The sequence below is a fragment of the Parapedobacter sp. ISTM3 genome, from assembly GCF_016533505.1.
In the GTDB taxonomy this organism is placed as follows: domain Bacteria; phylum Bacteroidota; class Bacteroidia; order Sphingobacteriales; family Sphingobacteriaceae; genus Parapedobacter; species Parapedobacter luteus.
On the sequence record NZ_JAENGN010000003.1, the window covers coordinates 220,786 to 235,205 of the forward strand.

A 14,420-nucleotide genomic window follows, 5' to 3' on the forward strand; every position below is an offset into this window, starting at 1 on the left:
CATATTAATCTTCCCGGCTGGGGAAGGCTCGTTTTTCCATCACATCACTCACCTGTGACAACAGGCTCAGCCGCCCGCCGTAGGCTTGCTGCATCATCTCCTCGGTGAAGACCTGCTCGGTAGGGCCGGCCGCCACCAGGTGCATATTGAGCAGCACCAACCAGTCGAAATAGGCGCGCACAGATTGGAGGTCGTGATGTACGACGACGATGGTTTTCTTGGCGGCCGCCATCTCACGCAGCAATTTGATGATGGCCTGTTCGGTGGCGGCATCCACGCCGGCAAAGGGTTCGTCCATCAAATACAGGTCTGCCTCCTGGGCCAATGCCCGGGCGAGGAAAACCCGTTGCTGCTGGCCGCCGGAAAGCTGCGAAATCTGCCGTTTGGCGAATGCGGCCATCCCCACCTTATCCAGGCAATCCTGTGCAATGGCCCGGTCGCGTGCGCCTGTGTTGCGGAAAAGGCCTACTTTGCCATAGCGGCCCATGAGTACCACATCCAGGACCGATACGGGAAAATCCCAGTCGACCGACTCGCGCTGGGGCACATAACTTACCCGGTGCCGCACCTCGTCTAAGGGATGGTCAAATAACCTCACGTAACCGCTCGACACGGGGATTAAGCCCATGATGCTCTTAAGCAGGGTGGACTTGCCTGCACCGTTTGGTCCCACAATGCCGGCGATGCAGCCGGCGGGTAAGGTGAAGTCTACCCCCCAAAGCACGGGCTTGCGTGCATACGTTACCGTGAGGTCATGGACTTCAAGTACGGGCGTTTGTGCATGTATAATCATAAGGTGCTGTTATTTGGTAATCCTGGCCGCCGCTCCGTCGAACGGTGCTTCTATTATTCGCCGGCCAGTGCTTTTACAATTGTATTTACATTATGCTTGACCATGCCGATATAGGTGCCCTCAGGCGTACCGGGTGCCCCCATGGCATCCGAAAACAGGCTGCCCCCGATGTGTACCGTCCGTCCGCGCTGCTGCACGCCGGCCAGTACGGCCTTCAAGGACCGGTCGGACACCGAGCTTTCGACGAAGACGGCCGGTATCTGATGGTCGACGATGTAGTCCACCAGCGCAGAGACATCCTGTAAGCCGAATTCTGAAAGGGTGGAAATGCCCTGCAATCCGCGTACTTCCACGCCATAGGCCCGGCCAAAGTAACTGAACGCATCATGGGCCGTGATCAATACCCGGCGGCGTGGTTGAATTGTGTTTATTTGCGCGTGTACCCATGCATCCAACGTATCGAGCTGGCTGATATAATCCTGGGCATTGGCTCTGTAGTATGCGGCGTTGCTGCTATCGAGCGCTGCCAGCTGCTGCATGGCATGGCGGGTGGCCGCCTTCCAGAGCGATACGTCAAACCAAATATGGGGGTCATACGTGCTTTCATTGATCGAAATCAGGCCCGGCAGACCCTCGCCCACGGCAATGACCGGTTTCACTCGCTTTTGCTTAGCCAAAATGCTGCCTAACTTCCCTTCCAGGTGCAGGCCGTTGTAAAAAATGAAGTCGGCATCCAGCAATTTGCGCAGATCGCCCTGACTTGCCTTGTAAAGATGCGGGTCTACACCGGGATGCATCAACGCTTCCACATCTGCCGAATCGCCGGCAATGTGCTGCATCATATCGGCTATCATGCCGGTAGTTGCCAGGATATAAGGCTTTGTGCGGCCGGCATTGCGGTCTGTAGTGCGCTGGCAAGACCAGCACGCCCATATCCCAAGTAACGCTGCGAAAACGATATGTATACTCCTCATACCGAAACAAAAATACAAAATTTAGATTAATCTAACATTTGTTGCAGGTTGATTTAAATTGCAAGAAGAAAAAACATCTCCGGACAAATTTGTGATTGGGCGGATGTTTCCAGTGTGTATTTTGTAAATTAGCACCTGTAAACGATTGTCATGATGCAAAACGTCTATATTGTCTCGGCGGTGCGGACACCCATCGGAAGTTTCGGCGGGGGATTATCCGCATTGTCGGCCACGCAGTTGGGGGGTGTTGCCATCCGCGCGGCAGTGGAGCGTGCGGGGCTTTCAGCTGCGCAAATACAGGAGGCATTCATCGGCAATGTGCTATCGGCAAGTCTGGGGCAGGCACCTGCTACCCAGGCTATTAAGTTTGCCGGGCTGCCTGATATACCGGCTACGACGGTAAACAAGGTATGTGCATCCGGAGCCAAATCCATCATGCTGGCGGCGCAGAGCATTGCGCTTGGTATCAATGATATTGTGGTGGCCGGCGGCATGGAAAGCATGAGCAATGTGCCTTACTATATGGAAAAGGCGCGTACGGGCTACCGGTTGGGACATGGGCAGGTGACGGATGGCTTGGTCAAGGACGGCCTCTGGGATGTATACAACGACTTTCATATGGGACTGGCGGCGGAGCTTTGCGCCTCCGCATGCCATATCAGTAGGGAAGAGCAGGATGCGTATGCCATTGAGTCCTATAAGCGGGCGCAGGCGGCGCAGGCGGCCGGCAAATTCAGTGATGAAATCGTCGCCGTGGAGGTGCCGGGCCGGAAAGGGGAAGTGACGCTGGTGGATGAAGACGAGGAAATCCACACGGCTGTCTTCGAAAAAATACCGGCGTTGAAGCCGGTATTCAAAAAGGATGGAACGGTGACCGCGGCCAACGCTTCCACGCTAAATGACGGGGCTGCGGCGTTGGTGCTGGTAAGCGAGACGAAACTCCGTGAGCTCAACGTGCAGCCGCTGGCCCGCATACGCGGTTATGCGGATGCACAGCAGGCGCCTGAATGGTTTACAACGGCACCCGCCAAAGCTATACCGCGGGCGTTGCAGCATGCTGGTCTCCGCGCCGAGGAAGTAGACTTTTATGAAATAAATGAGGCGTTTTCGGTGGTGTCCATCGCCAACAACCGCGAACTCGGCTTGCATGCCGACCGGGTAAATGTCAATGGGGGTGCCGTATCACTCGGCCATCCGTTGGGTGCATCGGGGGCGCGCATTGTCGTGACCTTGCTCTCGGTATTGGCACAGCATGATGGCCGGATAGGGGCCGCCGGTATCTGCAATGGCGGGGGCGGAGCGAGCGCTTTGGTTGTGGAACGAGTTTGATTTTTTGGATGACGAATGGGCGACGTGGTGATGAAGCGGTTTCTTTTGTTGATGATAGGCCTCAACTGCTGGGCAGTTCAGGCGTGGTGCCAGCCCGGCAGCCGCGGCGAACTCGTGGCATTGCAGGATAGCCTCGCAAAACTCGGGTACATCATGTACAACGAGCCCAGCGAGCCCGACCGGCTGGACGCAAATTTCACCTTCGTCAAAACGTTGGTGTCTGCCCTGAAGATTCCGCATTCTTATTCGTTCGGGTTCGATTCGCTCAACATGGTGTCTATACTTACTGCGCCGGATGATCGGTTCCGGATATTCTCCTGGCATATCCAGCTGAACGATGGATCGTACCTGTATTATGGCGCTATCCAGCTGAACACGCCGGACGGTACCCTGAAGCTATATCCATTGCTGGATAAGACGTACGAAATCGAAAATCCCGAGGAATCCGTTACCTCGGCGGATAATTGGTATGGTGCGCAGTACTACCGCATGATACCGCTCGGAAAGGATTACATTTTGCTGGGCTGGAAAGGGCATACCCCTGGTTTGACGCAGAAGGTCATCGATGTACTCCAACTGACGGATGGCGGCGCGCGGCTGGGCAAAGCTGTTTTCGGCAGCACGGAAACGCAGCGGCATACGCGCATGATTTACCGGTATAGCAAGCAAGCGAGCATGTACATGGATTTCGACAGCGCTGAGCACCGCATCGTTTTGGACCACCTGGCCCCGGCAGAGGTGCAATATGAGCAGCAATACGAACACTATGGGCCGGATATGACCTATGATGCGTGGCAGTTGGGCGAGGGCCGCCTGGAGTTTGTTTCGGATATTCCGTTGATCAATCCGCCGAGTCCTCTTGATGATGGGTACAACGACCCGAAAAACATCAAGAGCCATCCCAAAAGTGGCTTTGCGGGCCAGTAAGGTCGGGGGGCTGCCGCCAATATTTTTCTTTTATTCCCTGTAAATCGCAAAAACTTTATTTTATTTGCAGTCCATGCCAGCAGAATATGGCGAATGAGTAATACCTAACATCACATTATGCAACAATTACAGCAAGATGAACAACTAAATAACCACCTCATTAAGAACGGTGTCAATACGAAGATGGTGTTTGGGCATCCGGTAGGCCTGTTTGTGCTATTCTTCACCGAAATGTGGGAACGGTTTAGCTACTATGGGATGCGTGCGCTATTGACGCTTTTCTTGATATCTGAGCTGGCCAACGGGGGCTGGGCGTGGTCAAGGGAAAGTGCCATGGAACTGTATGCGTGGTATACCGGCTTGGTCTATTTGACCCCGTTGATTGGCGGGTTTATCGCGGATCGGCTGACGGGATACCGCAAGGCTGTCATCATCGGGGCGGTGTTGATGACACTGGGCCACGCCTCCATGGCTTTGGAAGGCACTGGTTCGAGCTTCTTCTACTTGGGATTGTTGCTGATTATTCTGGGCAACGGCCTGTTCAAGCCGAATATTTCGTCTATCGTAGGCCAGCTGTATCCGGATAACAGTGCAAAGAAAGATTCGGCCTACACCATTTTTTACATGGGCATCAATGCGGGGGCTTTCCTCGGCATGCTGCTCTGCGGCTACATCGGCGAAAAAATCGGTTGGCATTATGGGTTTGGTTTGGCAGGGATTTTCATGTTTTTTGGCATGTTGCAGTTTTATTACGCGCAGCGGATTTTTGGTTTGCTGGGCAACCGCCAGAAAGATACCCCCGAGGCGGATCAGATAGCTGAAACAGGGGTCGCCGGTGAGCAACCGGCCGAAAAGGTGTCGAAGCGTGTGGTGCGCGACAGGCTGATCGTCATCGTTGTCCTGTGCTTGTCGAGTATCTTTTTTTGGATGGCGTTTGAGCAGGCGGGGGGCTCGATGAGCATCTTTGCGAAAGATTATACCCAGCGTGTGCTGGGCGGCAATGCGGCATTGACGTTCAAATGGGTAGATGCTATCCTGACGATTTTTCCGCTGCTTATCGTGACGTTGGTACTGTTTTCGTTGGCAAAGAAGATTTTTGCGGAGTATCCGATATCGATTTTTTTTACGGCATTGAGCTTTGCCGTTATCTGGTGCCTGGGTATCTGGAAAGTGCAGCGGGAATTCAATGCGGTGGAAACGGAAGTGGCGGCCTCCTGGTTCCAAATCCTCAATTCGTTTTTTATCATCACATTGGCTACGCCTTTCAGCAGGATGTGGGAGCGGGTATTCAACCCGAACGGGCCGGTAAAGTTTGCCATTGGATTGGTGCTCCTCGGAATCGGCTTTGCGGCCCTCGCTTATGGAAGCCGGGATATCCCGCAGGGTGCAGCCACGGCCCAGGTGAGCATGGTGTGGCTGGTGCTGGCCTACTTTTTCCATACTTCGGGCGAATTGTGCATCTCGCCCGTCGGGCTGTCGTATATGAGCAAGCTGTCTCCTAAGAGTTTTGCCGGATTCATTTTCGGCCTGTGGTTTGGTTGCACCGCTGTCGCCAATTGGCTGGCCGGTATGTCTGGAAGTTTGATCGACCGTATCAGCGAGGCATATTCGCTGTCGACATTTTTCCTCATTTTTGCGGTGATTCCGGGGGTGGCCGGGTTGATACTGGTGCTATTCTCGCCGTTGCTGAAACGGATGATGCACGGCATCCATTAGCCCCGGTATCGCCGCTTAAGTTTACCGTTACCTTGCCCGGCAAGGTAACGGTATTTTTGTGTTCAACCTTTTGCCGATAATCGTTACCTTTATCGCCAAATTTCAGTCGATAGTGTCAGATAGCGTAGTCATTATTCCTACATATAACGAAAAAGAGAACATTGAAAGGCTCATTCGCAAAGTGTTTTCGCTTGAGGTGGCTTTTCATATCTTGGTCGTGGATGATGGCTCGCCTGATGGGACGGGGGCGATTGTCAAGCATTTACAAGCGGAGTTTCCCGAACGGCTGTTTTTGGAGGAGCGGGATGGAAAGTCTGGCTTGGGTACGGCTTATATTCATGGCTTCCGCTGGTGTATTGCAAGGGCGTATTCGTACATCTTTGAAATGGATGCCGACTTTTCGCACAATCCCGAGGATCTGCCCCGGCTTCGGCAGGCGTGCGTATCGGGCGCCGATATGGCCATCGGATCGCGGTATATTAAGGGCGTCAACGTGGTCAATTGGCCGATGAGCAGGGTGTTGATGTCTTATTTTGCCTCGGGCTACGTACGGCTGATTACGGGTATATCCGTGCGCGATGCGACAGCCGGTTTTGTGTGCTATAAACGGGAGGTGCTGGAGACTATCTCGCTCGACCGGATTAAGTTTGTAGGCTATGCCTTCCAGATAGAAATGAAGTTCACGGCTATAAAGTATGGGTTTAAGGTCGTGGAGATACCGATTATTTTTACCGACCGCACGGAAGGTGTTTCCAAGATGAGCACGCGCATCTTCCGCGAGGCTTTTTTTGGTGTCATCCAGATGAAGATGCAGAGTTGGTTTAGGACGTATAAGCGATAGGCGACAGGCGGGGAGCTTAAGGCATGCAGCCTACAGCTATACAGCACATAAAAAAGATGAACGAGCATTTGGATCCAAATCCTGATAGGTTGTCAAATTCGGAGCGCGAACTGGAAAAGGTGTTGCGCCCGCAGGCCTTTGAAGATTTTACTGGCCAGCAGAAAATATTGGAAAACCTTAAGGTGTTTGTACAGGCGGCTAAACTGCGGGGTGAGGCGCTTGACCATGTGTTGCTCCATGGCCCGCCGGGGCTGGGGAAAACCACCCTTTCGCATATCATCGCCAACGAAATGGGCGTGGGCATCAAAATTACATCAGGTCCGGTACTGGATAAGCCGGGCGATCTTGCCGGCCTGCTGACCAACCTTGAAGAAGGGGATATCCTTTTCATTGACGAAATACACCGGTTAAGCCCGTTGGTGGAGGAATACCTCTATTCGGCCATGGAGGATTTCCGGATAGATATCATGCTCGAAAGCGGCCCGAATGCACGTTCTGTACAGATTACCCTAAACCCGTTTACCTTGGTAGGCGCTACTACGCGTTCGGGGTTGCTCACGGCTCCGCTCAGGGCAAGATTCGGCATCAATGCCCGATTGGAATACTACGATGCCAAGTTGCTGACGACCATTGTGCTCCGTTCGGCCAGCATCCTCCGTACACCCATTACCGAAGAAGGTGCCTATGAAATCGCCCGCAGGAGCCGAGGTACGCCACGGATAGCCAATGCGCTGCTGAGGCGTACGCGTGACTTCGCCCAGATAAAGGGGGATGGCAGAATCGATACGCCTATTGCGCAATATGCGCTCAATGCGCTCAATGTGGATGAGCATGGCCTGGATGAGATGGATAACCGTATCCTAATCACCATCATTGATAAATTCAAGGGTGGGCCGGTGGGCCTTAAAACCATAGCAACTGCGGTGGGCGAAGATGAGGGAACCATTGAAGAGGTCTACGAGCCTTTTCTTATCCAGGAAGGGTACTTGATGCGTACTTCCAGGGGGCGCGAATGTACAGAAATAGCCTATAGACACCTGGGGAGAATACATCACACAAAAGGGAATACGCTTTTCTGATGAGACTTATATGCATTGCCCTGCCAAGGCAAGTATCACTGCCGCTAAAAAACAAATTATTGGGATGAAAATTTGAACATGATGAAAAGTAGGCCTATCTTTAGTGGCTTAAAACGAAAAATTCCTTTACCTTTACTATGATATATGAAACTACCTGGAATCACACTTTTCTTATTTACATGTTGTTTTATCATCGGAACGGGGTCTGCCCAAGCTCAGTTTGGGGATGAGTCGCCCGTGCCTTATTTCAGATATGCGCTGTCTGCCGGGGGAGGGCCCGCGATGATTTCGGGCGATCTGCAAAGTAGGTTGCTGGGCGGAGGCATTTTTGTCAGGGGCGACTATTTTCTGCACCACGGGATAAGTGTCAGCATCGAAGCGCAGGAAGGGATGCTGCGAAGTGGGGACCAAGGCGATGGCATCAGCCCCTATCCGGTGACGTTGTTGTTTTTCACCGGATTGGCAAGTGTCCGTTTCCACCCGCTCATGTTTATCCAGAATGATCACGACCGGAGGATCATGTACCGGAAGTCATACCTCCAAAAGGCAATCAATACCGCATATATCGGGGCGGGATTTGGCGGCATGTATAATTTCACCCGGAGCACAGCGGTGGAAACGTATACGAACGGCTCGCGTTTTGGATACGTTTACCATGCAGACATTGGCCTGGATTTCCCGTTAAGCAGAATGGCTCCTTATTTAATGGACACCTTCATGTGGTACATCAACGTAAATGGCCAGCTGAACATAGCGGCGGACCAAGGTATGGATGGTTTCCCCAACGAGCGGGACAGCTACGGCCTGTTGACGGTGGGCATAAAATTAAAGCTTTGATGGCCTGCTCAGCTTGGCTAATATTTTTTTGCCCCGGCTTTGTAAGGCTGCTGAGCCGTCCTTCATGAGAAAGGCGGTTTGCTGTGCCAGTTCTTCCGCGATCCACTCAAACTCGTTGCGCATGTTGAAGAGTATGTCCATGCAATTAACCTGCACAGCTACCGGCGTGCGGGGGGCTATGAGCCAGCTGAAGATGGTGTCTACTACTTGCTCTCCGTTTATTGTGCCGCGGGCTTCCTGATAAAGTGCGGGAGCGTCCGGGCGGGTGACATGCATTAATATTTTGGTGAAATGACGCTGGCAACTGTGGTTTTGCTGTTCGGGCAAACGGGACATGAATGTGCCGAATACGGGCATAAACCGCTCGGGATGATGGGTCGCTATATATTCCAGTACCCAAGCCGCCCGGAAGGCAATGGTTCCATGCTTCCGATCATAACATATATCGTGCAGGGTTTCCACCGAGAGGGTTTTGTCTTGCGCCAAGGCGACCAGATTGGGTACTTTGATGTTCACCTTCATCGCAGCTAAGCTGTCGAAGAGATGGTGCGGATGCGGCATGCTATGTTGTGTTCATCAATTGGTGATCCCGTGCGTACCGGGATTAGGTAATCGGTGGTCGGTGATCAGCAACACGGACCACCGACCACTGTTGGCTAAATAAACCGGTTTATCAGGTTTTCGTAAAACTCCTGCCTGCCGCTGATGGTTTCGGGCTCGCCGGATGCCGCCGCAAGATTGCGGAGGTCGGTGAGAGTCAGTTTGCCTTCCTCGAAATCCTTGCCTTTTCCGGTGTCGAAGGAAGCGTAGCGTTCGGCGCGAAGTTTCCGGTAGTCGGATTGCTGTAAAATGTTGTCTGCCACAATGAGCGCACGCGCAAACGTATCTGCACCACCGATGTGTGCATGGAATAAGTCTGCCCGATCCGTGGAGTTGCGGCGTACCTTCGCGTCGAAGTTAATGCCCCCGCCGGCAAAGCCTCCTGCCTCAAGGATGATAAGCATGCATTCGGTAAGCTCGTTGATGTTGTTTGGGAATTGGTCGGTATCCCAACCGTTTTGGTAATCGCCGCGGTTGGCATCGATTGAGCCGAGCAGCCCCGCGTCAGCGGCTACCTGCAATTCATGCTGGAAGGTGTGTCCGGCCAATGTGGCATGGTTGACCTCGAGGTTCAGCTTGAAATCGCCGAGCAGATCATATTGCCGTAGGAAGCTGATAACCGTAGCGGCATCATAATCGTATTGGTGCTTGGTGGGCTCGCATGGTTTGGGTTCAATGAAAAATGTGCCTTTGAACCCTTGGCTGCGGGCATAATCCTTTGCAAGGTGAAGCACGCGGGCGAGGTGTTCCTGCTCGCGTTTCATATCCGTGTTGAGCAGCGTCATGTAACCCTCGCGGCCGCCCCAGAATACATAGTTTTCACCATTTAAGGCGATGGTTGCATCTAATGCCGCTTTAATTTGGGCACCGGCATGTGCAACCACGGCGAAATCCGGGTTGGTCGCAGCCCCGTTCATATACCGCCTGTGCGAAAACAGGTTGGCGGTACCCCATAGTAGCTTTACGCCGCTGGCTGCCTGCTTTTCCTTCGCATAGCTGACCAGCGTCTGGAGCCGCTCCTCGTTCTCAGCCACATTATCGCCGTAGTCGACCATATCGACATCGTGGAAGCAATAATAGGGCATGCCGATTTTGGTGATAAACTCAAAAGCAGCATCCATTTTGTCTTTTGCGCGTTGGATGACATCGCTGTTTTCATCCCAGGGAAAAAATAGTGTAGGTCCGCCGAAGGGGTCGCTGCCATTGCCATTGAATGAGTGCCAATAGGCTACGGCAAACCGAAGGTGTTCTTCCATGGTTTTGCCGGCAATAACTTTGCCCGCGTCATACCACCGGTATGCCAATGGGTTGTCTGATGCGGGGCCTTCATATTGGATCTTGCCAATACCTTTGAAATATTCTTTTTCGCCGATAAGTACGTTTGACATGTTTTTATTATTAATAGTTAATCGTTAATGATGAGTTGGTTCTCCTAATTCCTTGGCCAGCTGGTCATCCAGCAACTGCTTCCACTCCTGGTAAAATTCTTCGTAGTGGGGCGACGCTTGCGGCTCTACAGTTTTGATGGCCTTCAGCTTGCTGAATGCTTCTTCCGCCGAAGCGAAGATGCCCGAGCCAATGCCTGCACCCAGGGCTGCGCCCACGCTGCCGTCGTTTTCGTATAACTCTACCGGTACACGGGTCACATCCACGAATATCTCGGCAAATAGTTCGCTGAGAAACATATTGGTCTGTCCCGCCCGGATGATGGCCGGATTCATGCCGTTTTCGCGGATGATGTCCAATCCATAGCGAAAGGCATAGGCAATGCCTTCCTGTGCGGCACGGAAGACCTGCGACCGCCCGTGGGCATTGAAATCGAGGTCAATAAACCGCGCGCCAAGTATTTTGTTATGCAGTATCCGTTCGGCACCGTTGCCAAACGGCAGGATCTTCAAGCCATTGCTGCCGGGGTTTACTGCTTTGCCGAGTGCATTCATCTGCTGGTAGTCGAGTCCGTGCCCGAAATGCTCTTTTACCCAGCGGTTGAGTATGCCGGTACCGTTTATGCAGAGCAATACGCCTGTCCGCGGCGTTTCCGGCGTATAGTTGACATGGGCAAAGGTATTCACACGCGAAGCATGGTCGTAAACTAACTGGTCGCTGACCGCGTAGATAACCCCCGAGGTGCCCGCCGTCGCCGCGACTTCCCCCGGTTGCAGTACATTGAGGGATAATGCATTGTTTGGCTGGTCGCCGGCCTTATAGGATACGGGGATACCCGGCCTGAGGCCCAATTGCGCAGCCACTTCGCTGCGCAGGGTGCCATGCTCGCCAAACAGGGGTTTGATGATTGGGAAGATCGATTCGTCAAACCCGAAGTACCGAACAATGTCTTCGGATATCCGATTGAGTTGGAAGTCCCAAAAGACGCCCTCAGATAGGGCCGAGATGCTGGTGGTGGCTTCGCCCGTCAATTTGAGGGCAATGTAGTCGCCGGGTAGCATGATCTGGTGGGCCCGGGCATAGGTGTCCGGCTCGTTTGCCTTCACCCACGCCCATTTTGACGCCGTGAAGTTGCCCGGCGAATTGAGCAGGTGCTCAAGGGCGTGCTGGTGGCCGATCTTGGCGAACGCTTTGTCGCCGATAGCTACGGCTCGGCTGTCGCACCAGATAATGGAGTTGCGTAGCGCATCGCCGTTTTTGTCTACAATGACCAGACCGTGCATTTGGTAGGCAATGCCAATAGCACCAATGTCATGCGCATTGAATGACGCATTGGTGGTAAGTTTTTTGATGGCCAGCGATACCTGTTCCCACCACATATCGGGAGATTGCTCCGCCCACCCGGGGATGACCGAAAGGATGTGGTTTTCATGGTCGTCTGGATAACGGGTAGACGCAATGCTTGTCTGGGTTTCGGCATCCACCACTGATACTTTAATGGATGAGGTGCCAATATCAATGCCTAATAGTAACATGGCAAATTTATACTAGGTTTCATGGATAATGCTAACGTTGGCATAAAGATAGGGTATTCCTTTAGAATTCCAAAATCTATCACTACTTTTGTTTAGTTGCAAAACGATTTATTAGCCATTTAACCCGGTTCAGCTTGAAAAGAATTACGATTTTAGATATCGCGAAAGAACTTAACATTACGTTTTCCACGGTAGCACGTGCGCTCAATGACCACCCGGCCATCAGCGCCGCCACGAAACAGGCGGTACGTGAGACGGCCGATCGGTTGGGATACCGCCCCAATCGTGTGGCTTCTTCATTGCGCTCCGGCAAAACAAAAATCATCGGGGTGCTCGTACCCCGCTTGGATGTGAGTTTCTTCAGTTCGGTATTGCATGGCATCGAGGGGGTGATGAACGAAAATGGCTATACCATATTGCTTTTTCAATCGCAGGAGTCCATCAAACAGGAAGCCCGCGGTATCGAAACGTTCCTTCGCTCGCGCGTGGATGGCATCATCGCTTCGATTTCCTTGGAGACGGAAGGCAATGGCAGTTATAGTGAGGTCAGGGACCGGAATATACCGTTGGCTTTTTTTGATCGCGTACCGCAGGGGCTTGATGTGCCTTCGGTCACTATCGATGATTACCAAGGTGGGTTTATGGCTACCGAGCATCTGATTAAGGCGGGCTACCGCCGGATTGTGCATATCAACCAATACCGCGATATCAATATTTTCAACGAACGTTTGCGTGGCTACTTGGACGCTTTGAAACAATATGGACTCCCTATCGACGAAAATTTGATCATCAAAGGAGACTTTTCCCTGGAATTTGGGCGCCAATGCGTGCGTGAATTGATGGCTGCGCACATTGATTTCGATGCGATATTTACGTTAGAAGACTTCACAGCAATGGGGGTGGTGCAGGAATTAAAGGCTGCTGGCAAACGTATTCCCACGGATGTCGGTGTCGTCGGCTTCGCCAACGAAGCATTTACTAACCTGGTGAGCCCTACGATATCCACTGTCGATCAGTGCACGGTGGAAATGGGAGAGGAGGTGGCGCGCTTATTCCTTAAACTGCTTAAAAAAGGCGACTATTACAAGCATAAACCAGAAAAAATCGTCCTGAAGCCGCACTTGCTTGTCCGTGAAAGCTCGTCCCGCTGAGCACGCATCAGGTAGCTATTTATCATTCGTAAAATCTTTTTTGGCACGGATTTATGCTGGTTGCTTACGGGTGCCACTTCCCTCGGGGTCGCTGTGATGATGGCGATGCGCTCGTCTTCTTCTTTTCCCCCACTTGCGGTTGTACCAGATGAAGAAACCGGTTATCGGTAGGGAGGCACAGATTAGCGAAGCCAGGAAAGCCAGGATTTTGCCGGGCATGCCCATGAACGAACCTACGTGCAGGTCAAAATTCATCGCGCGTACTTTTTCGGCAGTGTTGAGGTCGTCGGTGCCATAACTGTACAGCAATTGTGCCGAATTGCGATCATAGTATGACCATTCGAAATGATATGTTCGGCTTTTTACCTTCCGGATCTGGAAATCGTAAGGTGCTTCCGGATTTTCATTGAACCGGATGGAAATCATATCGGCCGATGTGTGCTTTTGCAGGACATCGACCAGCGCGCAATCGAGTGGTACCGGAGATGGCGTAAGCTGGTGGGCAGATTTGGGGATGTTACGTGCCACCTTGGTCTGACCGCCGCTGAATAGAAAATACAGGGACTGGTCTACCCAGGTGAAGGAAAACACCAGTCCCGTAATCGCCAGTGCCAACGCCGGGATAAGCACGTAAAACCCGAGGACATTGTGCATATCATAGTTTACCCGCTTGAATGACGCTTTCCATTTGACGTTGAGTCCTTGCAGAAGTACTTTTTTGGTCCACTTTTTCGGCCACCACAAGATGAGCCCGCTAATGAGCATATAGCCAAAAATCAGTACGGAATAACTCACAATCGGGTGGCCAATCTTTTGCCCGAGCAGCAGGCGCATATGGGCATCCAGTATCAGCTGAAAGAACTCGGTAGTTGCATCTTCTACATGGATGACCTCTCCGCTGTAGGGGTTGACATATATCCGGTAGTAATAGCGGTAATAACCCCGATGGCCGATGCCATCGGGGTTAGTCTCCAGTGCGCGGAAAACCCACGAACGGTTTGATGCCGGATGGATATCAAGCCGGCTAATCCGGTATGCAGGGCCCAGGGACTGCTTGGCGTTGGCCAACATCTCGGATAGGGGTTTTACAGGCTGTCCCGTCGGTTCCACGAACAACCGCTCCTTGTAAAAGGTTGCTTTGAGCTCGTCGACAAAGACATAGACGCAGCCAGTAATGCTGACGATAAAGACAACCAGGCCGGTAATCAAGCCGAGCCATAGATGCAACCACCCGTTCAATCTACTGAGCATA

Annotated in this window: 13 protein-coding genes; 7 read left to right on the plus strand and 6 right to left on the minus strand. The window is 52.4% G+C overall.

All coding sequences use genetic code 11. The annotated features are described in order from the left end of the window. Positions 1-4: 4 nt before the first annotated feature. Together JHJ32_RS05980 and JHJ32_RS05985 are read right to left on the minus strand one after the other, a co-directional pair. The gene (locus JHJ32_RS05980) at positions 5-793 is read right to left on the minus strand and encodes a metal ABC transporter ATP-binding protein (RefSeq protein ID WP_079716148.1); all 789 of its coding nucleotides are present in this window, start codon (positions 791-793) and stop codon (positions 5-7) included. A gap of 53 nt (positions 794-846) precedes the next feature. Then, complete coding sequence (locus tag JHJ32_RS05985) at positions 847-1,767, minus strand: metal ABC transporter solute-binding protein, Zn/Mn family (RefSeq protein WP_079716147.1); 921 nt, start codon at positions 1,765-1,767, stop codon at positions 847-849. Positions 1,768-1,920: 153 nt separating this feature from the next. Between JHJ32_RS05985 and JHJ32_RS05990 the strand changes: the two genes are divergently transcribed. From JHJ32_RS05990 to JHJ32_RS06015, 6 genes are all read left to right on the plus strand, one after another. Next, the gene (locus JHJ32_RS05990; protein ID WP_079716520.1) at positions 1,921-3,096 is read left to right on the plus strand and encodes an acetyl-CoA C-acyltransferase; all 1,176 of its coding nucleotides are present in this window, start codon (positions 1,921-1,923) and stop codon (positions 3,094-3,096) included. 30 nt (positions 3,097-3,126) lie between these two features. After that, positions 3,127-4,023 carry a hypothetical protein gene (locus JHJ32_RS05995; protein ID WP_233632505.1) on the plus strand — a complete coding sequence of 299 codons (897 nt, stop codon included), beginning with the start codon at positions 3,127-3,129 and terminating at the stop codon, positions 4,021-4,023. A 117-nt stretch (positions 4,024-4,140) separates the two neighbouring features. Further along, entirely contained in the window at positions 4,141-5,739 is a 1,599-nt protein-coding gene (locus JHJ32_RS06000; protein ID WP_200120317.1) for a peptide MFS transporter, read from the plus strand. Between the two features lie 112 nt (positions 5,740-5,851). Continuing rightward, positions 5,852-6,580 (plus strand): polyprenol monophosphomannose synthase, encoded by a 729-nt coding sequence (locus tag JHJ32_RS06005; protein ID WP_079716518.1) that lies wholly within the window; start codon positions 5,852-5,854, stop codon positions 6,578-6,580. Between the two features lie 56 nt (positions 6,581-6,636). After that, complete coding sequence (ruvB, locus tag JHJ32_RS06010) at positions 6,637-7,659, plus strand: Holliday junction branch migration DNA helicase RuvB (RefSeq protein ID WP_079716517.1); 1,023 nt, start codon at positions 6,637-6,639, stop codon at positions 7,657-7,659. A gap of 144 nt (positions 7,660-7,803) precedes the next feature. After that, a complete protein-coding gene (locus tag JHJ32_RS06015) occupies positions 7,804-8,496 on the plus strand; it encodes a hypothetical protein (protein WP_200120318.1) in 693 nt (230 codons plus the stop codon). On the opposite strand, the gene JHJ32_RS06020 is transcribed toward JHJ32_RS06015, so the two are convergent. The 3 genes from JHJ32_RS06020 to JHJ32_RS06030 all read right to left on the minus strand — a co-directional run bounded on the left by JHJ32_RS06020 (position 8,485) and on the right by JHJ32_RS06030 (position 12,017). Next, positions 8,485-9,057, minus strand: coding sequence for a hypothetical protein (locus JHJ32_RS06020; protein ID WP_200120319.1), 573 nt, complete (start codon positions 9,055-9,057; stop codon positions 8,485-8,487). The two genes, JHJ32_RS06015 and JHJ32_RS06020, sit on opposite strands and share 12 nt — an antisense overlap. Positions 9,058-9,152: 95 nt before the next feature. Beyond that, entirely contained in the window at positions 9,153-10,484 is a 1,332-nt protein-coding gene (xylA, locus tag JHJ32_RS06025; protein WP_200120320.1) for a xylose isomerase, read from the minus strand. Between the two features lie 24 nt (positions 10,485-10,508). Further along, positions 10,509-12,017 (minus strand): xylulokinase, encoded by a 1,509-nt coding sequence (locus JHJ32_RS06030; RefSeq protein ID WP_200120321.1) that lies wholly within the window; start codon positions 12,015-12,017, stop codon positions 10,509-10,511. A 134-nt stretch (positions 12,018-12,151) separates the two neighbouring features. Here JHJ32_RS06030 and JHJ32_RS06035 point away from each other — a divergent pair, with 134 nt between their 5' ends. After that, positions 12,152-13,168, plus strand: coding sequence for a LacI family DNA-binding transcriptional regulator (locus JHJ32_RS06035; protein WP_200120322.1), 1,017 nt, complete (start codon positions 12,152-12,154; stop codon positions 13,166-13,168). 51 nt (positions 13,169-13,219) lie between these two features. On the opposite strand, the gene JHJ32_RS06040 is transcribed toward JHJ32_RS06035, so the two are convergent. Continuing rightward, positions 13,220-14,419, minus strand: coding sequence for a PepSY domain-containing protein (locus tag JHJ32_RS06040; RefSeq protein ID WP_200120323.1), 1,200 nt, complete (start codon positions 14,417-14,419; stop codon positions 13,220-13,222). Position 14,420: the final 1 nt, after the last annotated feature.